The sequence below is a fragment of the Nocardia halotolerans genome (assembly GCF_042650145.1).
GTDB lineage: Bacteria > Actinomycetota > Actinomycetes > Mycobacteriales > Mycobacteriaceae > Nocardia > Nocardia halotolerans.
Map to the genome: position 1 here is coordinate 22,122 of NZ_JBHSDL010000030.1, position 20,620 is coordinate 42,741.

Below are 20,620 nucleotides of genomic sequence, written 5' to 3' on the forward strand. Positions count from 1 at the left end.
GTCAGTGACCGCCCGCGCCCTCGGGCGCGGGGCCCGACATGTCGTTCTCGATGCGTTCGGCGTCGGCGGCGTCGACCGGGACGGCCACCTCCACGGTGCCCGCGTCCTTGAAGTTGAAGGTCACCGAGTAGGTCAGGCCGGGGGTGATCTCCTCGGCCAGGCCGTCGATCTCGATCTTCGCCGGTTCGGCCTGCGGATCCAGGGACGGGGTGTCGCCGCCCGCGGTGGTGGGTGCCGCGGCGCTGGTCGGGGCAGCCGGGGTGGTGTCGTGGTGATCGTCGCCGGCCGGGGCCGCGTCGGCCGCGACCGGGCCGACCGCCACGGTCTGCTGCGGCTCGAGCTCGAACTTGCCGTCGCCACCGGGCGGGGTGATCGTGATCGGGCCGAGGTCGGTGCTCACGCTGGTCAGCTCGTCGGTGACGGTCTCGCTGCTGTTCACGATGGTCAGCGCCAGCGCGGCCTTGCCGCCCTTGCCGTGGCCGTCGGCGGACTCGGGGTACACGATGTGCACGTTGCGCAGCGCGATGGCGCCGATGTCGGCGTTGTTGCCGTTGATCGCGGGGGCCTGCGACGAGGTCTGGGTGTGCTGGCCGGCACTGCAGCCGGTCAGGGCGAGGCCCGCGGCAGCGGCGAGCGCGGCAACCGTCACCATGCGACGTCGCGCCGACGGGGCGGTCACAGCTTTCAGGGCAGTCACGGTTTGTCCTCCATGTCGACCGGGCTCACTCCGTCCCCACCGGGGGCGAAGGGTAGTAACTAGGCAGCGTAGTAGTTCGCTTCGCGCGCGTGGCGCCCGGGCTCGCGACGCGCGGGACCGGAAGTAACGGTTCGGCGTCTCGAGCGGGGTTGCCGCATCGATGCCGGGTGCGCGCGGCGCGAATACCGGGCCCTGTGCTGGCAGTTAACCCGTTCTGCCACAACACAATGCACAACAATTCTGTGTTGTCAACCCCTACGATCGGCTCGTTGTGGCCCTGACCTGCACAGTTGATCGCGCCGTTACCGAGTCGCATGTTAAACTGTGAACATCGAAAGGGGCACGGGACACATGATTTTTAAGGTCGGAGACACCGTCGTTTACCCCCACCACGGAGCGGCGCTGATCGAAGCTATCGAGACTCGCACCATCAAGGGTGTGCAGAAAGAGTATCTGGTCCTGAAGGTCGCACAAGGCGACCTGACTGTTCGGGTTCCCGCGGAGAACGCTGAATACGTCGGCGTCCGCGACGTCGTCGGCCAGGAAGGTCTCGACCGCGTCTTCCAGGTGCTGCGCGCGCCACACACGGAGGAGCCGACCAACTGGTCCCGCCGTTACAAGGCCAACCTCGAGAAACTCGCCTCCGGCGATGTGAACAAGGTGGCCGAAGTGGTTCGCGACCTGTGGCGTCGTGAGCAGGACCGTGGCCTGTCCGCCGGTGAGAAGCGGATGCTGGCCAAGGCTCGTCAGATTCTCGTCGGTGAGCTCGCGCTCGCTGAGGGCACCGACGACGGCAAGGCCGAATCGCTGCTCGACGAGGTCCTCGCCGCGGCTTCCTAGAGTGCGACCTGTTGTAGCACTGGTCCCTGCCGCCGGTCGTGGCGTGCGTCTGGGTGAAACCACCCCGAAGGCGTTCGTTCCGGTCGGCGGCACACCTATGGTCCGGCTGGCCGTCGACGGGCTGATCGCGTCCGGTGCGGTGCACCGGGTTGTCGTCGTCGTGCCCGCCGAACTGGTCGACGTCGCGTCCACACTGCTGTCCACCACCTCGCTGACCGGCGGTTCGATGCCCCCTGTGCCGGTGCAGGTGGTCGCCGGTGGCGCCGAGCGCACCGATTCGGTGCGCGCCGGCATCGCGGCCGCGCCCGACGCCGGACATTTCCTCGTACACGACGCCGCTCGCGCGCTCACCCCGCCGGAACTCATCGCGCGGGTGGCCGCCGAGCTACACGCGGGTAGTCCGGCTGTCGTACCCGCCCTACCGGTCGTCGACACCGTGAAATCGGTCGATGACACCGGCGTGGTCACCGGCACTCCCGACCGCGCGCACCTGCGCGCCATCCAAACGCCCCAGGGCTTCGGAGCCGAACTCCTGCGCCGCGCCTACGCCACCGAGGTCGGCGCCACCGACGACGCCGGCCTGGTCGAACGCCTCGGCACCGCCGTGCGAACGGTCCCCGGCGACCCGCTGGCCTTCAAGATCACCACTCCACTCGACCTGCGCCTGGCCGAAGCGCTCTTGGCCGACGGCGCGGCTTCCGACCGGGCGGGTCGGTCCAGCGACACCACGACCGCCGCCGAGCAGGCGGTCCTCCGATGAGAGTCGGTATCGGTAGCGACGTGCACCCCATCGAGCCGGGTCGTCCGTGCTGGATGGCCGGGCTGCTGTTTCCCGATGCCGACGGCTGCGCCGGCCACTCCGACGGCGACGTCGCCGCCCACGCCCTCTGCGACGCGCTGCTCTCAGCCGCGGGGCTGGGTGACGTGGGCGCCGTGTTCGGTGTCGGCCGCCCCGAGTGGGCGAATGTCACCGGTGCCGCCATGCTCACCGAAGTGCGTAGGCTGCTCGCCGAAGAAGGCTACGCAGTCGTCAATGCCGCGGTGCAGGTGATCGGCAACCGTCCGAAGATCGGCCCCCGCCGCACCGAGGCGCAAAAGGTTCTCGGCGAACTGCTCGACGCGCCGATCTCGGTGTCGGGCACCACCACCGACGGGCTCGGCCTGACCGGGCGCGGTGAGGGTGTCGCCGCGATCGCCACCTGTTTGTTAGAGGCGTGTTCGTAGCCCGTCACGGGTACGAAACTCCCCGCCGCGATCGCATCATCGCGTCGCAGCACAATCGCGACCGGCCACGAACCGGCCGGTCATCCCCACCGTCATCCCACCGACTAGGATCGAATGCCGTGACCTTGCGCCTTTTTGACACCGACACGCGGACCATGCGGGAATTCACCCCGCTGGTCCCCGGCCGTGCCTCGGTGTATCTGTGTGGGGCCACTGTGCAGGGGCAGCCGCATATCGGTCACGTGCGCAGCGGTGTCGCGTTCGACGTGCTGCGCCGCTGGCTCCTGGCCCACGACTACGACGTGCAGTTCATCCGCAATGTCACCGATATCGACGACAAGATCCTGAGCAAAGCCGCCGAAGCGGGCCGACCGTGGTGGGAATGGGCGGCCACGCACGAGCGTGCGTTCGATTCCGCCTACGAGACCCTCGGTGTGCTGGCGCCCTCAGCCGAACCCCGCGCCACCGGCCACATCACCCAGATGGTCGGTCTGATGGAACGGCTGATCGAGCGCGGGCACGCCTACGCCGTCGGCGGCGATGTCTATTTCGACGTGCTGAGCTGGCCGAATTACGGCGAACTGTCCGGCCACAAACTCGACGATGTGCACCAGGGCGAAACCCCCACCCGCGGCAAACGTGACCCCCGCGATTTCACGCTGTGGAAAGCCGCCAAGCCGGGCGAGCCGAGCTGGCCGTCGCCCTGGGGCCCCGGTCGCCCCGGCTGGCACCTGGAATGCTCCGCGATGGCCGAGTTCTATCTCGGGTCCGAATTCGATATCCATTGCGGCGGATTGGATTTGGTCTTCCCGCACCACGAGAACGAAATCGCCCAGTCCAAGGCGGCAGGTGACGGTTTCGCGCGATACTGGCTGCACAACGGCTGGGTCACCCTCGGCGGGGACAAAATGTCGAAATCGCTCGGCAATGTGCTGTCGGTGCCCAATGTGCTCACCCGGGTGCGCCCGGTGGAATTGCGATTCTATCTGGGCAGCGCGCACTACCGGTCGATGCTCGAATACTCCGACAAAGCACTCGACGACGCCGTCTCGTCGTACCAGCGCATCGAGGCCTTCGTACAGCGGGTGCTGGACCGGGCCGGTGCGGTGCCGGTCGGCAAATGGACCGACACCTTCGCCGCCGCCCTCGACGAAGACCTGGCGGTACCCAAAGCACTCGCCGAAATCCACAATGTGGTGCACGAGGGCAACCGGGTGCTGGAATCGGGTGCGCTCGAAGCCGCGGTGGAACTGGCCGGCCAGGTCCGGGCGATGCTGGGCATTCTCGGCGTCGACCCCCTCGACGAACACTGGTACCGCGGCGCCGACAACTCGGCGGCGCTCGGCGCGCTCGACGTGCTGATCCGCACCGAGCTGGATCGCCGGGCGAACGCACGCGCGGAGAAGAACTGGGCAGAAGCCGATGCCGCACGGGATCGGCTCATCGCGGCGGGTATCGAAGTCACCGATACCCCGCAGGGGCCGGAATGGTCGCTGGGCGCAGCTAGCGGAAAGGCGAACTGATGGCAGGCAATTCACAGCGACGCGGAGCGATCAGGAAGGGCGGCACCAAGAAGGGTGCCGTCGTCGGCTCCGGCGGCAGGCGCCGTCGCGGCCTCGAAGGCCGGGGCGCGACCCCGCCCGCGGTCGAACGCACCAAGCACCCCGCATCCAAACGGGCCGCCGCCGCGGCCAAAGCCAAAGCGGCGCAGGGCCGACCCACCGGCAAGTCCGGGGTGCCACGCGCCGGACGCAAGTCCGACGAGGGCCCGGAGTTGGTACTCGGCCGTAACCCGGTGCTGGAATGCCTGCGCGCCGAGGTACCCGCGACCGCGCTGTACGTGGCCGTCGGCACCGAAAACGACGACCGGCTCTCCGAAAGCGTGCAACGCGCCGCCGACCTGGGGATCTCCATCCTCGAGGTGCCGCGCACCGACCTGGACCGGTTGAGCGCCAACGGTATGCACCAGGGCGTGGCCCTGCAGGTGCCGCCGTACCGCTACGCCCACCCCGACGACCTGATGGACCGGGTCAAGTCCACCGCCGAACCTGCGCTGCTGGTGGCCCTGGACAACATCACCGACCCGCGCAACCTCGGCGCGGTGATCCGCTCGGTGGCCGCGTTCGGCGGTCAAGGTGTGGTTATTCCGCAGCGTCGTAGTGCCGCCGTCACCGCGGTGGCATGGCGCACCAGTGCCGGTGCTGCCGCGCGGCTGCCCGTTGCCCGGGCTACCAACCTCACCCGGACGTTGAAGGACTGGGCGTCCCAAGGTATCCAGATCGTCGGGCTCGACGCGGGTGGCGACACTGCCCTCGACGAATTCGACGGGAGTGTGCCGACGGTGGTTGTGGTCGGGTCTGAAGGTAAGGGGCTTTCGCGGCTGGTTCGTGAGACCTGTGACTCGATTTTGAGTATTCCGATGGCTGGGCCGGTTGAGTCGCTCAATGCTTCGGTTGCGGCTGGTGTGGTGCTTGCTGATATTGCTCGGCAGCGTCGGCTGGGCTGAGGTTCTGTAGGTGGGGTGCCGTGTTGTTGGCGGGGCCCGGGGGATTTGGTGTGTGGTGTTGGGGAACGGTGTGGGCTGTGTTTTTGGAGCGCTGGCGCGCTCGAGCGCGGCCCCTGGGGGCCGCGAGTTAGCCGCCGTTGCTGGCGGCTGTGCCGCGGACGCAACGGCGACTAACTCGCGGCCGGGCCGCTACGCCGCTTCGCGGCGTCCCCTCCTCGAGGTCGGGGAGGGCGGGGCTGGGAGTGCGGGAGAGTGGCGCGCTCCGGGGAGGCCGGGTGATTCGAAGTGCGGGAGGGTGGCGCAGTTCGGTGGTGCCGGGCGGCTGGGAGTGCGGAAGGGTGGCGCAGTTCGGTGGTGCTGGGCCGCTGGGAGTGCGGGAGAGTGGCGCGCTCCAGCGGTGCCGGGCAGCTGGGAGTGCGGGAGGGTGGCGCACTTCGGTGGTGCCGGGCCGCTGGGAGTGCGGGAGAGTGGTGCGCTCCGGGGAGGCCGGGTGGTTCGGAGTGCGGTCGATGGCGGGCTCAGTGGTGTTGAGCGGTCGGTCGGCGTAATCGGGCTGCTGACGGTCAGTTTCTGATTCGGGAACGGTGAATTGCACGACTACCCCGTGCCGGAAGGCTGCGGTGGGCTGGCGGATGGTGCTGGGGTGGCAGGCCGCATTCGGATGTGGTGGTGCCGAATGCTCGCTCGGTTGTCTTGGGGTGCCGGGGGGTTCGAGTTGGGGGTCTGCGCGCGTAGAGCGGCGTCAGGGGTCCTCCTGCGCAGTACAATTCGGTGCGTGGCGATCCCTAATCAACCGATCGGCGAAACGGTCGAGCACCCGCAGGCCAACATGATCCTCGTGCTCGGGCTGCTCAGTCCGTTCTGCTGTGGGATCTTCGGGCCCATCGCGTGGACGCTGGGCAAGCGGGCGCTCAACGAGATCGATGACTCCTACGGTGCGCTCAGTGGGCGGGTGCAGGTGCTCATCGGCTATATCGCCGGCATCATCGGCACCATCATGATGGTGTTGTTCGCGTTGCTGTATCTGGCGGGGTCCTGCAACGGGAACTTCTGAACTCAGTCCAGGCCGGGGCGCTCGCCGGGGGCGTCCCAGGCGGGCCATTCCTCACTGATGCTGCCGGTCCAGTTCGGCTGGCGACGCTCCTTGAACGCCGTCATCGCCTCGCCACCGTCGATGCTCTTGGTCACGTGCGCGTTCAGTTCGGACTCGAGTTGGCCCACCACGGCTGGGGTCATGGCCAGGCTCTCCCAGATCAGCCGTTTGGTCAGTGCGACCGGCAGCGGTGCGGGGCCACTCGCGAGGTCGTGGGCCACGGCCAGCGCGGTGGGCAGCACTTCGCCGGCGGGCAGGCTGGCGTTGGCCAGGCCCATCGACTTGGCTTCGTCGCCGTCGAAGGTGCGTCCGGTGAGCATGATGTCGGCGGCATTGGCGATCCCGGCCAGGCGCGGCACCGTCCAGTGCGCGTAGCCGTCGGCGAGCACCCCGCGCCGCACCTGGTTCAGTCCGTAGACGGCGTCGTCGGCGAAATAGCGCAGGTCGCATTGCAGGGCCAAGGCCAGGCCGATACCCACCGCGTGCCCGTTCACGGCGGCGATCACCGGCTTACGGACCTGCCACGGCGGTGGCTCGAGGGTGGCGCTGGCCTCACCCGCTCGCGCGGAGAGGTCGGCGCCGGCGCAGAACGCGGGGGCGGTTCCGGTGATCACCACGGCGCGAATCGCGTCCTCGATGTCGCAGCGGTGTAGCGCGGCGCTGAGCTCGGTGGCCATCCGGGGGGTGACCGCGTTCTGCTGGGCGGGACGATTGAGCGTGAGCACCGCAACGCCGGCGGAGACATCGACGAGCAGTTCCGAACTCATGGGTCCGAATGGTACTAGCGAGCCGGCATCGGCGCGGGGGGCGGGCGCGTGGTCGGTGTTCACTCTCGCAGCAGGTGCTTGCCGATGGCGTACTTGTGCACTTCGGTGGGCCCGTCGTAGAGGCGGAACGCGCGCATGTCCCGGAACAGCATCTCGATCACCGTCTCGTCGCTGATCCCGATGCCGCCGAGCACCTGCACGCACCGGTCGGTGACCTTGAACAGTTCCTCGGAGACATAACTCTTGGCCATCGACGACTCGTGCCTGGCCTGCTGGCCCTGGTCCATCAGCCAGCAGGTGTGCCAGATGGTGAGCCGGCACTGGTGCAGGGCGATCTCGTTGTCGGCGAGCATGAACGACACACCCTCGTGTTCGCCGATCGGCTTGCCGAACGCGGTGCGGGTGCGCGCGTGGTCGATCGCGATGTGCTGGGCGCGGGCGGCGGCGCCGAGCCAGCGCATGCAGTGGGTGAGCCGGGCGGGTGCGAGACGCAGCTGGGCGTAGCGCATGGCCTGGCCGGTGCGCCCGAGGACCGCGGTCGCGGGCAGGGCCAGGTTCTCGAATCGCACCACCGCGTGGCCGCCGACGTAGTTGCGGTCCATCGTGTTCATGATCCGCTCGATCACGATGCCGGGGTCGCCGGCTTCGGCGAGGAACAGGGTGGGCCCGGCGGGCAGGTGCGGGTTCTCGGCGAGCTGGGCCATGATGATCCAGGTCTGGGCACCGTCGGCACCGGTGATCAGCCATTTGCGGCCGTTGATCACGAAATTCTCGCCGTCGAAGACCGCCTCGGTGCGCAGTTGGCCGGGGTCCGAGCCCGCCCCGTCCGGTTCGGTCATCGCGAACACCGAGCGCTGTTCGCCGCGGATCATCGGCATCAGATGCCGGTCGATCTGTTCGGGGTCGGCGATCTTGCCGAGCAGGTACATGTTGCCTTCGTCGGGTGCGGCGCAGTTCATCGCGACCGGCCCCAGCGTCGACCACCCGGCTGCCTCGTAGACCAGGGCCTGTTCGACATGGCTCAGTCCCAGGCCGCCGTACTCCACCGGCGCCTGCACGGTGAGCAGGTTTTCGGCGCGGGCCAGTTCGACGAGTTCGGCGCGCAGTTCGTCGTTCGGACCGTGCGCGGTGAGCCGTGGATCGCGCTCGAAGGGCACGATCTTCTCGGTGACGAAGTCGCGCACCCGGTCACGTAGTGCCGTGAGGCCCTCCGGCACAGAAAAATCGATCATGAATGAATACTGGATCATGCGTGCCGGCGCCGCTGGGTTCTCGGCGTTGTGTTCGTGGTCTTTTCTCGGGCGCTGAGCCGAAGCCGCTGCGCAGCCGAGAGCGTGCCGGCCGCGGGTTTCGCACGGAGGTGCGGGGGAGGTCAGCGAGCGGGTGCGAGTTGCCGATTGCGGTGGCCGATGACGCGGCACACCAGGTAGATCGTGAACGAGATACCCGTGACGAAAGTCGATACCGGCACCCCGGGCGCCAGCGACAGCAGCAGTCCGCCCACGGCAGCCACCTCGGCGAAGATCACCGACAGCACGGTGGCCCGCAGCGGACTCGAGGTGATCTGCGCGGCCGCGGCGGCGGGGGTGATCAGCAGGGCGAGGACCAGCAGCGCGCCGACGATCTGCACACCGAAGGCGGCGGTGATGCCGAGCAGCACCGCGAACACCACCGACAGCGCCCGCACCGGCACCCCGCGCGCGATCGCGACCTCGGGGTCGGTGCTGGCGAACAGCAGCGGCCGGTACACCACGGTGAGTACCGCGAGCACGGCCGCCGAGCAGGTGAGCAGCAGCGCGAGGCCGTCGTAGCCGACGCTGGCGACCTGGCCGGTGAGCAGTGAGAACTTGGATCCGGCCCGGTCGGGGGCCAGCCACAGGAACAGCACCGACAAGCCGAGTCCGAAGGAGAGCACCACCGCGATCACCGAGTCGCGTTCGCGCGCCCGCGAGCCGAGCCAGCCGAACAGCACGGCGGCGACCACCGAACCGGCGATCGCGCCGAGTCCGACGCCGACTCCGGCGAGCAGGGCCGCCGACGCGCCGGTGAGCGAGAGTTCGCTGGTGCCGTGCACGGCGAACGACATCTGCCTGCTGACGATCAGCGGCCCGATCAATCCGGCCAGCAAGCCGAGCAGCGCGCTGGCCAGCAGGGCCTGCTGCACGAAGTCGTAGCTGAGCAGGTCGGCGGTGGTGCCGAAGGCGAACATCTGTTCCAGCACCTTGGTGAGCTTGTCCATCAGGCGGTTCCGCCCAGCGCGTCCATGTCGTCGCCGGTGCCGACGACCACCAGCCGGCCACGGACCCGCAGCACCTCGACTTCGGTGCCGTAGAGCTCCGACAGCGTTTCCGAGGTCATCACCTGCTCGGGTGTGCCCACCCGGAACTCACCGTCGACCAGGTACAGCACCCGGTCGACCAGCGGCAGGATCGGATTGATCTCGTGAGTCACGAACAGCACCGCCGTGTCGTGCTCGCGGCGGCGCCGGTCGACGAGTTCGGCGACCATCCGCTGATTGGCCAGGTCCAGACTCAGCAGCGGTTCGTCGCACAGCAGGACCGAGGGGTCGCCCACCATGGCCTGCGCGACCCGCAACCGCTGCTGTTCGCCGCCGGAGAGTGTGTCGAGCGGGGCGTGCGCGAAGCGCTGGGCGCCGACCGCCTCAATGGCGGCGTCGACCTTCTTCGCCCGCTCGCCGCGCCGACGCCAGCCCAGTCCCCAGCGATGCCCGTCGACCCCGAGACCGACCAGGTCGACGCCGCGTAGCTGTACACCGGAGTCGATGGTCTTCTGTTGCGGGATGTAACCGATGCCCGGATGGCCCACGCGAGCCGGTTTGCCCGCGATCCGCGCGCTGCCCGAGCTCAGCCCGAGCCGGCCGAGCAGCACCCGCAGCAGCGAGGTCTTGCCGGAGCCGTTGGGGCCGAGGACGGCGATGAACTCACCCGGGGCCACCTCGAGGTCGAGGTCGCGCCACAGGGTGCGATCGCCGAACGACATGGTCGCCGAGTCGAGGCTGATCGCCGCGTCGGCCCGGGTGGGGCGCGCGGTCTGCGGCAGCGCGGTGGTCTCGGTCATCGGCCCGGACACGGTCAGCGCAGTGCCGCGGCGAGCGCCTGGGCGTTGGCGGTCTGCCACTGGACGTAGTCGACGCCCTCGGGCAGGGTTTCCGACACCTCGACCACCGCGATGCCGGCCGTCTGGGCGGCCGCGCGCAGGTCTTCGGTGATCTTGCCCTGGGTCTGCACGTTGTAGATCAGTGCCTTCACCTGTTTGCCGGTGATCAGGTCGCGGGTGGCGGCGACGGCGGCCGGGGCCGGGTCGGTCTCCTGCTCGATCGCTTCCTGGAACTCGTGCGGGGTCTTGTCCTGCGCACCGGCGGCCACGAGCAGGTAGTGCGCCAGCGGCTCGGACTGGGCGACGGGGGAGCCGGGGAACTGGGTGGCGATGGCGCCGGTGATGGCGCTGACACCCATCAGCTGGTTCTTGAAGGTGACCGCGCGCTCGGTGTAGGCGGTGGCGTTGGGGGCGTCGATCTCGCCGAGTTCGGCGGCGATGCGGTCGGCGACGGCGGCGACGGTGGTGATGTCGTACCAGACGTGCTCGTTGTCGTCGCTCTTGTCGGTGCGCTGCTCGAACGCCTCGACGGTGCGCTTGTCCTTACCCGAGATGGCCTGCTCGATGAACTCGTCGTAGTGGCCACCGTTGAACACCACCAGGTCGGCGTCGCTGATCTTGGCGGTGTCGGTGGCGGAGGTCTCGAAGGAGTGCGGGTCGGCGGCGGGGTCGGTGATGATCGAATCCACCTGTGCGTCCGTCCCGGCGACCGCGCTCGCGATCGAGCCCCACACATCGGTGGAGGCGACGATCGATGGCGTATCGGATTCGGTGGAGCTGCCGCCGCAGGCCGTGAGCACGACCGCGGCCACCGCTCCCGCCGTGAGACCGGCACACATGCGGGCGAATCGACTGTTCACGCGGTACTCCTGGGGCGATGCACGATCAGGTGCACACAGTTGTGCCCCAGATCATAATGGAAATCGTTACCGTTTTAGATTAGCAGGACCGTCGCCGACCTGTACACGAGGCCGCAAAACTACGCCCCGTGCCACCAGCGCATAGGCAACTCACCGAGCACAACCCGCCCACCTGCAAACGCGTAGCTCGCCGCCTCTCGGCCCGGCCAGCCGCCTCGGGCGACAAGCGCATGAGTCCGGCGTGACGCCGCAGAGCACCCGGGTGAGCACCTGGGTAACCCACCCGGCACGGGCTGACGACGACCCACGAACGCGTAGCTCGCCGCTTCCGCGGCCTCCACGCACCCGAGCCGGGCGCAACGTCGCGGAGCAGCAGGTGAGCACATGGGTAACTCACCGGCCAGCCGCTGACCCACCCACGAACGCGAAGCTTGCCGCTTCCGCGGCCTCCACGCACCCGAGCCGGGCGCAACGTCGCGGAGCAGCAGGTGAGCACATGGGTAACTCACCGGCCAGCGGCTGACCCACCCACGAACGCGAAGCTTGCCGCCTCCCCAAACCTCCCCGCACCTGAGTCCGGCCCGAAGTCACGGGGAGGCGGGTGAGCCCGAAGTCACGGGGAGGCGGATCTGCTCGCTCAGTAGTTGGGCGCAGCGCAGCAGGCCGATGTGGCTGTAGGCCTGTGGGTGGTTGCCGAGGGAGCGTTCGGCGACCGGGTCGTACTCCTCGCTGAGCAGGCCCGTCGGCCCCGCGACGTCGACGAGCTGGGTGAACAGCGCTTCGGCGTCGGAGCGCCTGCCGATCAGCAGGTAGGCCTCCACCAGCCAGGCGGCGCACAGGTGGAAGCCGCCTTCGCCGCCGGGCAGACCGTCGTCGTGGTGGTAGCGGTACACCGTCGCGCCGCTGCGCAGTTCGGCTTCGGTGGCCACCACGGTCGCGGCGAAACGCGGGTCGTCGGGGTCGATCAGGCCGCTCAGGCCGATGTGCAGGGTGGCGGCGTCGAGGTCGGTGCCGTCGTAGGCGGCGGTGTAGGACTGCACCTCGTCGTTCCAGCCCTTGGTCTTCACCTCGTCGGCGATGGTGTCGCGCAACGAGGCCCACTCCGGGTCGGCGACGCGGTCGAAGCGTTCGGCGAGGGCGAGCGCGCGTTCGATCGTCAGCCAGCCCATCACCTTGGAGTACACGTGGTGGCGGGGGTTGCCGCGGATCTCCCAGATGCCGTGGTCGGGTTCGGTCCAGCGCCGCTGTACCGCCGAGACCATGGCGTGCACCAGTTCCCAGTCGGCGTCGGGCAGCGCCTTGGCGGGGTCGATGATGCCCTGGCGTTCGCGTTCACGCGCCATCGTGGTGATCAGGTCGACGATCGGACCGAACACGTCGAGCTGCACCTGCATGTTGGCGGCGTTGCCCACGCGGACCGGCCGCGACCCGGCGTAACCGGGCAGCAGGTCGATGACGGCTTCCGGGGGCAGCGTCTCGCCGTAGATGGTGTACAGCGGGTGCAGGCGTTCGGGTCCGGGCAGGGTGAGCAGCACCTTGTGTACCCAGTCGAGGAATTCCTCGGCCTCGGTGAGCGAGCCGAGGTGCACCAGGGCCTGGGCGGTGAGCGAGGCGTCGCGCAGCCAGCAGTAGCGGTAGTCCCAGTTGCGTACGCCGCCGATGTCCTCGGGCAGCGAGGTGGTGGCCGCGGCCAGGATCGACCCCGACGGGCGGTGGACCAGTCCGCGCAGGGTGAGCGCCGAACGCTTCATCAGGTCAGGCTTGAGCGGTGGCAGTTGCAGGCTCGACGCCCACTGCAGCCAGTACTGTTCGGCGAGCTGGCGGCGTTGCGGTTCCGGCGTCATCGAGGGCGCGAGGTCGGCGGTGCCGCATCGCAGTTCGAGCAGGACGGGGCCGGTGGACGGATCGACCACCGCGCGCGCCTGCTCGTTGATGCCGTCGGACAGGATCTCCCACTCGACGCCGGGGGAGCGCAGCACCATCGGGTCGTTGGTGCCGCTCACCTGCAGCCCGCCACGCACCATTTCGATCTTCACCGGCACCTGACCGAATTCCGGGCGCGGGGAGAAATCCACGACGGCCTTCGCGGTGCCGGTGATCACGCGGGTGAGGTCGGTGCGGTTGGGTGCCACGTCGTGGGGCAGGTAGTCGGCCACTTGCAGGCTCGACCAACGGGTTTCGACGGTCATCGTGCCGTCGACGTAGCGCTGCGACAGCGGCAGACTGGCCCGCTCCGGCGTCACGCTGAAATGCCCGGCCGCCGCGCCGCCGAGCAGGTGCGCGAACACCGCCGCCGAATCCGGTTCGGGGTGGCAGAACCAGGTGACCGTCGCGTCGGGGGTGAGCAGGGCGACCGAACGCGGGCTGGCCAGCATGCTCAGTCGCTCGATCGGGGGCGCGCTCGCCCCGGCCAGCCAGGTGCGCCGCTCTTCGACCAGGAACGCCAGCGCGCGTGCGACGTCCTCGGTGGAGGCCACCCGCAGCTTGGCCAGGCTTTCGCCGTCGCCGACCTTGATGCCGACGTCGGGGCCAGAGAGCACCCGGAACGCCTTCTCGTCGGTGACGTCGTCACCGAAGAACACCGTGGCCGAGGCGCTCTCCTGGTGGCGGATGGTGTCGAGGGCGGTGCCCTTGTCGGTCGGGATCACCGCGAGTTCGATCACCGCTTTACCCTCGGTGACCTGCACGCCCACCCAGCACGCCGGGCCGTGGCGCACGGCATCGATTGCGCGCCTGGCGATTTCGGGAGCGGCGTTGCGCACGTGCAGTGCGGCACTGGCCGGTTTCATCTCCACGGCCACGCCGGGGTTGTCGGCGGCGATCTGCCGGAACGCGGCATTGATCTCGGTGAGCAGTTGCCGGGCGTCGTTGTCGATCGCGTGCACGAAGCCCACGTCGAATTCCGAGCCGTGGCTGCCGATCAGCTGTACCTCGACGGGCAACCGGGACAGGGCGGCCAGATCTCGCAGTGCCCGCCCGGAGATCACCGCGGCAGTCGTATTGGCGAGTCCGGCCAGCGCGCGTAGCGCGCTCACCGATTCCCGTTGGGGAAACGCCTTCGCCGGGTCGGACACGATCGGGGCGATGGTCCCGTCGTAGTCCGAGGCAACCAGCAGCCGTGGCACGCGCGCGGCCGACGCCAGTGCACGGCGGACATCCATGGGCAATTCCTGTGCGCTCACGCATCCAACCTAGTGATCGGAGGAGTTGTTCAGGGGGCGCGAAAAACAATACTGCGTCAACTCTGCCGGGTCGGCGGCGCGGGGAGTGTTCGGCGGTGGATGTCGGCCGCCGCTCGCGACTTCGCGGCAAATTTCGGACTTCCGCCCGGCGTTGGCCGACCTGTTCTTCGAGGTCACGGCGCGTCGGGACGGTGGGCTAACTATCCGCGATCGCCCAGCAGCAGGTCGACGGTGAGCTCGAGCCGTTCGGTGACGTCGGTCGCGGACGCGCGCCGGGTGAGCCAGGCCACCAGGTTCGACAGCCACACATCCGAGATCACCCTGGCGATGGCCAGCTGGCGGTCGTCGGGTTCACCGTCGCTCATCGCCCGGGCGAACACGCGATCCATCACCTTGCCGACCCGGTCCACTTCCACCGCGGCCGAGGCGTCGGCGAACATGAACGCGCGGGTCATGGCTTCGGTGAGCAGCGGGTCGCGCTGCATCATCCGGGTGATCTGGGTGAGCAGGCCGTGCATGCGCTCGGACGGGCCGTCGCCGGGTAGTGGCCGGCGCTTGCCCTCGAACTGCTCGAACTCCCTGGCCAGCGCCGAGACGAGCAGGTGCACCTTGGACGGGAAGTAGCGGTACAGGGTGCCGACGGCGACGTCGGCGCGTTCGGCGACCGCGCGCATCTGCACGGCGTCGTAGCCGCCTTTGGAGGCCAGCGCGAGGGTGGCGTCGAGGATGCGCTTGCGGCGCTCGCGCTGGGCGTTGGAACTCAGCTCGTCCTCGGACAGCGTGGTCACGGTGGGCGTGGGGGCGGGACTGTCCATCGTGGAAACCCTTTCGCTGAGTTCTGTTTCGGTCGAGCTGCACGCGGAGTGCGCCTGGAGCATCCGCCAGTGTAGGTCTCTTGACTTATACCGGCCCCAGATATTAGAACATGTTCTAGGAGTGGGAACCACGCCGGAAGGGCGGATTTTCTTGTGACCATCGCCACCACTGACGAGCACAAAGCCGCCGCGGAGTCGCTGCGGAGCTGGGCGGGTTCGGTCGCGCCGATTGCAACAACGCGGGCTCGCGGCGCCGGAAGCTGGCGCGAGTACTGGCCCGCACTGACCGAGTTCGGCCTGTTCCAGGTCGCGCTCGACGAAGATCACGGCGGATTGGGCGGCACGGTCGCCGATCTGGCCGTGCTGCTGGAACAGACCGCCGACGACCTGGTCGGCGGTCCGGTGCTGGCCACCGCGCTGGCCGGGATCATCACCGGCGGTGTGGTCGACGGCACACCGTGTGGCGTCGCCGTCCCCGGCGAACCGGATGCCTCGGCGGTCGGTTCCGACGCACGGGGCTGGACCGTCACGGGCACTTGGCGGTTCGTCTACGGCGCCGACGCCGAGACGCAGGTGCTGGTGCCCGCGAATACCGGCGACGGGGTTCGCTGGCTGCTGATACCCGCTGCGGCGGTGACGATCACCCCGCAGTCCGGCGGCGATCTCACCATGCCGGTGGCCGAGGTCAGCGCGAGCGCGGTGGTTGTCGCGCCGGAGCACGCTTTCGCGCCGGCGGCCGATGTCACCGATCTGTTCGTCGCCCTCGCGGTGGCCGAGCTGGCCGGGGTGGCGGGCTGGTGTCTGCGCACCGCGGTCGAATACGCCAGGGTCCGTGAACAATTCGGCAAGCCGATCGGCAGCTTCCAGGCGATCAAGCACCTGTGCGCGTGGATGTTGTGCCGCACCGAGCTGATTCGCGCCGTGGCCGCCGACGCCGCCGCCGCGATCGACGAGGGTGCCGCGGAGTTGCCCATCGCCGCCGCCGTGGCCGCGGCCACCGCGCTCGACGCCGCGGTCGACACCGCCAAGGACGCCATCCAGGTGCTCGGCGGTATCGGCTTCACCTGGGAACACGACGCGCACTTCTACCTGCGCCGCGCCAGCTCCCTGCGCCAGCTGCTCGGCGGGTCGGCGCGCTGGCGGGCCCGGGTCACCGAGCTCACCAGGGCCGGACAGCGCCGCACCACCGGCGCCGCGCGGGTACTGGGCGACGCGGTGGACGACAGCGCGCTGACCGCAGAGATCGCCGCTGTCGCCGCGCTCGCTCCCGAGGAGCAGGCGCGCGCCCTGGTGACGGCGGGCATGGTCATGCCGCACTGGCCCAAGCCCTACGGGCGCGACGCCGACCCGATGACGTGTCTGCGCATCGCCGAGCAACTGCGCCGCGCCGGGCTGGAAACCCCCGACCTCGCCGTGGCGGGCTGGGCCGTGCCCACGCTGTTGCGCTTCGGCACCGCGGACCAGATCGACCGTTTCGTGTGGCCGACCCTGCACGGTGAGGTGATCTGGTGCCAGCTGTTCAGCGAACCCGGCGCCGGCTCCGATCTGGCCGCACTGCGCACCACCGCCGAGCGGGTCGACGGCGGCTGGGTGCTGCGCGGTCAGAAGGTGTGGACCTCTCTGGGGTCGACCGCGAACTGGGGCATCTGCCTGGCGCGCACCGATCCGGCGGCCGCCAAGCATCGCGGCATCAGCTACTTCCTGGTGGACATGCGCGCCGCGGGCGTGCAGGTGCGCCCGCTGGTGCAGATCACCGGTGAGGAGCGGTTCAGCGAGGTCTTCCTCGATGATGTGTTCGTGCCCGACGATTGCCTGGTCGGTGCGCTGAACAACGGTTGGAAGATCGCGCGCACCACGCTGTCGGCCGAGCGGGTCGCGATGGGTGGCGGCGGCATCGGCGGCGCCCTGGAGGCGCTGATCGACCGTTTCCCGCCCAGCGGGTGGGGAACAGAGTTGCGGGAAGACCGTTTCGGCGAGCTGATCACCTCCTCGGTTGCTGGTTCGTTGCTGGAACAGCGAATCGCGGAGGCGGCAATGGCCGGAGTCGACTCGGGAGCCCAGGCGAGCGTCCGGAAACTCGTCGGTGTCCGGCACCGGCAGGAGCTCGCCGAATGCGCCCTGGAACTTTCCGGCGAAGAAGGTTCCCTGGACAGTGACGTTCTGAAAGAATTCTTGCTCACACGCTGTCTGTCCATCGCGGGCGGTACCGAGCAGATCCTGCTGACCGTGGCTGCCGAACGGATTCTCGGCCTGCCGCGCGATGCGGACAGTTAGCTCGATGAGGGAGGACGCCGTGGACTTCACCCGCGACGAAAGCGCCGACGCTGTAGCCGAGGTGGTTGTGAGCCTGCTCGAACGTGAGCGGGCCCGCGACATGGAATTGTGGCCCAGCCTGATCGACTCCGGCCTGCTCGCGGTCCCCGTACCCGAGCGTTTCGGTGGCGACGGCATGGGCCTGCTCGAAGTGTCGGCCCTGCTCATGGAGCTGGCCACCGACGCGGTGGCGGTACCCGCGCTGCCGACCTTCGGATTCGGCGTGCTGCCACTGCTGGGCGCGCTGTCCGACGAGCTGGCCGAGCGGGTACTCGCCGAGGTCGGCAAGGGCATCGTGCTCACCGCCGCCCTCAACGAGCCGGGCGCGCCGTTCACCACCGCACCGGCCACCAAGGCCGTGCGAACGGGGCAGACGGTGCGCATCACCGGCCGCAAGTCCGGCGTGCTCTACGCCGAGCAGGCGCGCTGGATCCTGGTGCCCACCGACGCCGGTGTCGCGCTGGTCGAGGCGGTGACGCCGGGACTCGAAGTCATCGCGGTCGCGGGCTCGGCGGGTGCTCCGGAGGCGACGCTGGTACTCGACGAGGTCGAGATCCCGGCCGAGCAACTGCTGCCCGACGTACTGCCCACCCTGCACCGCCACGCGCTGGCCACCATCGGCGCGGTGGCCGACGGACTGCTCAAGGGCGCGATCACGCTCACCGCCGAACACGTGCGCACCAGGGAACAGTTCGGCAGGCCGCTGGCCGAATTCCAGGCCGTGGCCCAGCAGATCGCCGACCTGTACGTGGTCTCGCGCACCCTGCACGTGGCCGCGGAATCGGCCTGCTGGGCGCTGGCCCAGACCGATCCGTCGCCCGAACATCAGCACCGCATCGACGAAGACCTCGACGTGCTCGCCTACTGGGCCGCCGCCGAAGTTCCGCGCGCCATGCAGAAATGTCATCACCTGCACGGTGGACTGGGTGTGGATATCACCCACTCGATGCACCGCTACTACTCACAGGCCAAAGATCTCGCCCGCATGCTCGGCGGCGCGGACCTGCGGCTCGACCTCCTGGGGGCAAGATGTTCATCGATCTGACCGCCGAACAGCGGCGGTTGCGCGAGGAATTGCGTTCCTATTTCGCTCACCTGATCTCCCCGGCCGAAGCCGCGGCCATGGCCACCGACCGGCACGGCGACGCCTACCGCGAGGTGGTGCGCCGGATGGGCCGGGACGGCTGGCTGGGCGTGGGCTGGCCGAAGGAATTCGGCGGCCAGGGTTTCGGCCCGATGGAACAGCAGATCTTCTTCAACGAGGCGGTGCGCGCGGATGTGCCGCTGCCGCTGGTGACCCTGCTGACCGTCGGCCCCACGCTGCAGAAGTACGGCACCGAGGAACAGAAGAAGAAGTTCCTGCCCGGAATCCTCGCCGGTGACCTGCATTTCGCCATCGGCTACTCCGAGCCGTCGGCGGGCACCGATCTGGCCGCCCTGCGCACCACCGCGGTGCGCGACGACAACGGCGACTGGATCGTCAACGGTCAGAAGATCTTCACCACCGGCGCGCACGAAGCCGACTACGTGTGGCTGGCCTGTCGCACCGGCACCGTCGAATCCCGGCACCGGGGGATCACGATCCTCATCGTCGACACCTCGGATCCCGGTTACTCGTGGACGCCGATCATCACCTGCGACGGCGCCCACCACACCAACGCCACCTACTTCGACGACGTGCGGGTGCCGGCGCAGATGCTCGTCGGCGAGGAGAACCGGGGCTGGCGGCTGATCACCACCCAGCTCAACCACGAGCGGGTCAGCCTGGGCCCCTCGGGCAAGATCGAGCAGCTCTACAACCGCCTGCGCGACTGGTCGGCCGCGCACCGGTTGCTCGAGGAGCCCGATGTGCGGCGGGCGCTTGGCCGGGTGCGAACCATGGTGCGGCTCAACGAGCTACTGAACTGGCAGGTCGCCGCCGCCGACCCGGCCGCCGCACAGAACACCGTGATCGCCGACGCCTCGGCCACCAAGATCTTCTCCACCGAAGCGCTGCAGGACGCCGGCCGGGTGGTGGAGGAGGTCGTCGGCCGTTACGGCGACCCCGCCGAATCCGATACCGCCGAACTGCTCGGCTGGCTGGACCGGCGCACCAAACAGAACCTCGTCGTCACCTTCGGCGGCGGCGTCAACGAGATCATGCGCGAACTGGTGGCCTCGGCCGGCCTGGAACTGCCGCGCGTGCCCCGATGAGCAAGGAGCCGGGCGTGCCGGAAAGTGTCACCCCAGAACAGATTCCAGAAGCACTGTCGAAGCTGGCCGCGGGCGGGCCGTCCGCGCCGCGGGCCGGTCGCGACCCGGTGAACCAGCCGATGATCAACAACTGGGTCGAGGCGATCGGCGACACCAACCCGATCTATGTCGACGACGCCGCCGCCCGGGCCGCCGGTCATCCCGGCATCGTCGCCCCGCCCGCCATGGCGCAGGTGTGGACGATGAACGGCCTGCACGGCGTCCGCACCGCCGACGACCCGCTGGGCCTGGCCACCCAACTGCTCGACGACGCGGGCTACACCTCCGTCGTCGGCACCAACTGCGAACAGACCTACCACCGCTACCTGCGCCCCGGCGAGGAGGTGACCGTCACCAGCCGGCTCTCGGAATTCAAGGGCCCCAAGCGCACCGGGCTCGGTGACGGCTGGTTCCTCACCTTCACCACCACCTGGTGCGTCGGTGACGAGGTGGTCACTGAAATGCTGTTCCGCATCCTGAAATTCGCGCCCGGTACGGTGACCGCGAACCCCACCGAGGCCGCTGCCGACCAGGGGCACACGGTCGCCCCGGCGGATCGTGTGGGCCCGGTGATCTCACGCGACACCGAGTTCTTCTGGGCCGGCACCGAAGTCGGTGAGCTGCGTATCCAACGTCTGCCCGACGGCACCCTGCGTCACCCGCCGGTACCGGCGCTGTGGCAGGACAAGTCCGAGCTCACCGACTATGTGGTGGCCGCGGGCACCGGCACGGTGTTCAGCTTCGTCGTGCACCACGCGCCGAAGGTGCCCGGCCGGGACCTGCCGTTCGTGGTGGCCCTGGTCGAGCTCGACGAGGGTGTGCGGATGCTCGGCGAGCTGCGCGGTATCGACCCGGCCGAGGTGAGCATCGACCTCCCGGTGCGCGCCGCCTTCGAAAAGCTCACCGACGGCACGGTTCTGCCCTACTGGCAGGCCACCCGGTGACTGTTCTGAACATCGGCGCAGGCAGCGCTG

18 protein-coding genes are annotated in these 20,620 nt (G+C 69.1%); 10 read left to right on the plus strand and 8 right to left on the minus strand.

Features of this window, described 5'->3' with window-relative positions; genetic code table 11:
• Position 1: 1 nt before the first annotated feature.
• The gene (locus ACFO5K_RS23450) at positions 2–697 is read right to left on the minus strand and encodes a hypothetical protein (protein WP_378567035.1); all 696 of its coding nucleotides are present in this window, start codon (positions 695–697) and stop codon (positions 2–4) included.
• A 351-nt stretch (positions 698–1,048) separates the two neighbouring features.
• On the opposite strand from ACFO5K_RS23450, the gene carD reads away from it, so the two are divergent.
• The 6 genes from carD (at position 1,049) to ACFO5K_RS23480 (ending at position 6,321) form a co-directional block, all read left to right on the plus strand.
• Positions 1,049–1,537: an RNA polymerase-binding transcription factor CarD gene (carD, locus tag ACFO5K_RS23455; protein ID WP_019044685.1), complete on the plus strand. Its 489-nt coding sequence runs from the start codon at positions 1,049–1,051 to the stop codon at positions 1,535–1,537.
• Position 1,538: 1 nt separating this feature from the next.
• A complete protein-coding gene (gene ispD / locus ACFO5K_RS23460) occupies positions 1,539–2,297 on the plus strand; it encodes a 2-C-methyl-D-erythritol 4-phosphate cytidylyltransferase (RefSeq protein ID WP_378567038.1) in 759 nt (252 codons plus the stop codon).
• On the plus strand, positions 2,294–2,761 hold the full coding sequence (gene ispF, locus ACFO5K_RS23465; RefSeq protein WP_378567041.1) for a 2-C-methyl-D-erythritol 2,4-cyclodiphosphate synthase: 468 nt from the start codon (positions 2,294–2,296) through the stop codon (positions 2,759–2,761). Before ispD ends, ispF begins: the two co-directional genes overlap by 4 nt.
• 119 nt (positions 2,762–2,880) lie before the next feature.
• A complete protein-coding gene (gene cysS, locus ACFO5K_RS23470; RefSeq protein WP_378567044.1) occupies positions 2,881–4,284 on the plus strand; it encodes a cysteine--tRNA ligase in 1,404 nt (467 codons plus the stop codon).
• Positions 4,284–5,267 (plus strand): 23S rRNA (guanosine(2251)-2'-O)-methyltransferase RlmB, encoded by a 984-nt coding sequence (gene rlmB / locus ACFO5K_RS23475; protein WP_378567047.1) that lies wholly within the window; start codon positions 4,284–4,286, stop codon positions 5,265–5,267. Before cysS ends, rlmB begins: the two co-directional genes overlap by 1 nt.
• A gap of 775 nt (positions 5,268–6,042) precedes the next feature.
• Positions 6,043–6,321 (plus strand): DUF4190 domain-containing protein, encoded by a 279-nt coding sequence (locus ACFO5K_RS23480; RefSeq protein WP_378567049.1) that lies wholly within the window; start codon positions 6,043–6,045, stop codon positions 6,319–6,321.
• Positions 6,322–6,323: 2 nt separating this feature from the next.
• On the opposite strand, the gene ACFO5K_RS23485 is transcribed toward ACFO5K_RS23480, so the two are convergent.
• The 7 genes from ACFO5K_RS23485 to kstR form a co-directional block, all read right to left on the minus strand.
• A complete protein-coding gene (locus tag ACFO5K_RS23485) occupies positions 6,324–7,127 on the minus strand; it encodes an enoyl-CoA hydratase/isomerase family protein (protein WP_378567052.1) in 804 nt (267 codons plus the stop codon).
• 59 nt (positions 7,128–7,186) lie between these two features.
• A complete protein-coding gene (locus ACFO5K_RS23490) occupies positions 7,187–8,359 on the minus strand; it encodes an acyl-CoA dehydrogenase family protein (protein ID WP_378567055.1) in 1,173 nt (390 codons plus the stop codon).
• Positions 8,360–8,499: 140 nt separating this feature from the next.
• On the minus strand, positions 8,500–9,366 hold the full coding sequence (locus tag ACFO5K_RS23495) for a metal ABC transporter permease (protein WP_378567058.1): 867 nt from the start codon (positions 9,364–9,366) through the stop codon (positions 8,500–8,502).
• Positions 9,366–10,127 carry a metal ABC transporter ATP-binding protein gene (locus ACFO5K_RS23500; RefSeq protein ID WP_378568287.1) on the minus strand — a complete coding sequence of 254 codons (762 nt, stop codon included), beginning with the start codon at positions 10,125–10,127 and terminating at the stop codon, positions 9,366–9,368. Before ACFO5K_RS23500 ends, ACFO5K_RS23495 begins: the two co-directional genes overlap by 1 nt.
• Before the next feature lie 92 nt (positions 10,128–10,219).
• Positions 10,220–11,083, minus strand: a complete 864-nt coding sequence (locus ACFO5K_RS23505) for a metal ABC transporter solute-binding protein, Zn/Mn family (RefSeq protein ID WP_378568289.1) — start codon at positions 11,081–11,083, stop codon at positions 10,220–10,222.
• Positions 11,084–11,691: 608 nt separating this feature from the next.
• Positions 11,692–14,286 (minus strand): trehalose-phosphatase, encoded by a 2,595-nt coding sequence (gene otsB / locus ACFO5K_RS23510; protein ID WP_378567061.1) that lies wholly within the window; start codon positions 14,284–14,286, stop codon positions 11,692–11,694.
• 200 nt (positions 14,287–14,486) lie between these two features.
• Complete coding sequence (gene kstR, locus ACFO5K_RS23515) at positions 14,487–15,101, minus strand: cholesterol catabolism transcriptional regulator KstR (RefSeq protein ID WP_378567065.1); 615 nt, start codon at positions 15,099–15,101, stop codon at positions 14,487–14,489.
• Positions 15,102–15,254: 153 nt separating this feature from the next.
• Here kstR and ACFO5K_RS23520 point away from each other — a divergent pair, with 153 nt between their 5' ends.
• The 4 genes from ACFO5K_RS23520 to ACFO5K_RS23535 are packed head-to-tail and all read left to right on the plus strand — an operon-like array spanning position 15,255 to position 20,590.
• Complete coding sequence (locus ACFO5K_RS23520; RefSeq protein ID WP_378567068.1) at positions 15,255–17,375, plus strand: acyl-CoA dehydrogenase; 2,121 nt, start codon at positions 15,255–15,257, stop codon at positions 17,373–17,375.
• A gap of 4 nt (positions 17,376–17,379) precedes the next feature.
• Positions 17,380–18,459: an acyl-CoA dehydrogenase family protein gene (locus ACFO5K_RS23525; protein WP_378567071.1), complete on the plus strand. Its 1,080-nt coding sequence runs from the start codon at positions 17,380–17,382 to the stop codon at positions 18,457–18,459.
• Entirely contained in the window at positions 18,444–19,607 is a 1,164-nt protein-coding gene (locus tag ACFO5K_RS23530) for an acyl-CoA dehydrogenase family protein (protein ID WP_378567074.1), read from the plus strand. The genes ACFO5K_RS23525 and ACFO5K_RS23530 overlap by 16 nt, the downstream gene beginning before the upstream one ends.
• Positions 19,604–20,590: a bifunctional MaoC family dehydratase N-terminal/OB-fold nucleic acid binding domain-containing protein gene (locus ACFO5K_RS23535; RefSeq protein ID WP_378567077.1), complete on the plus strand. Its 987-nt coding sequence runs from the start codon at positions 19,604–19,606 to the stop codon at positions 20,588–20,590. Before ACFO5K_RS23530 ends, ACFO5K_RS23535 begins: the two co-directional genes overlap by 4 nt.
• Positions 20,591–20,620 lie beyond the last annotated feature (30 nt).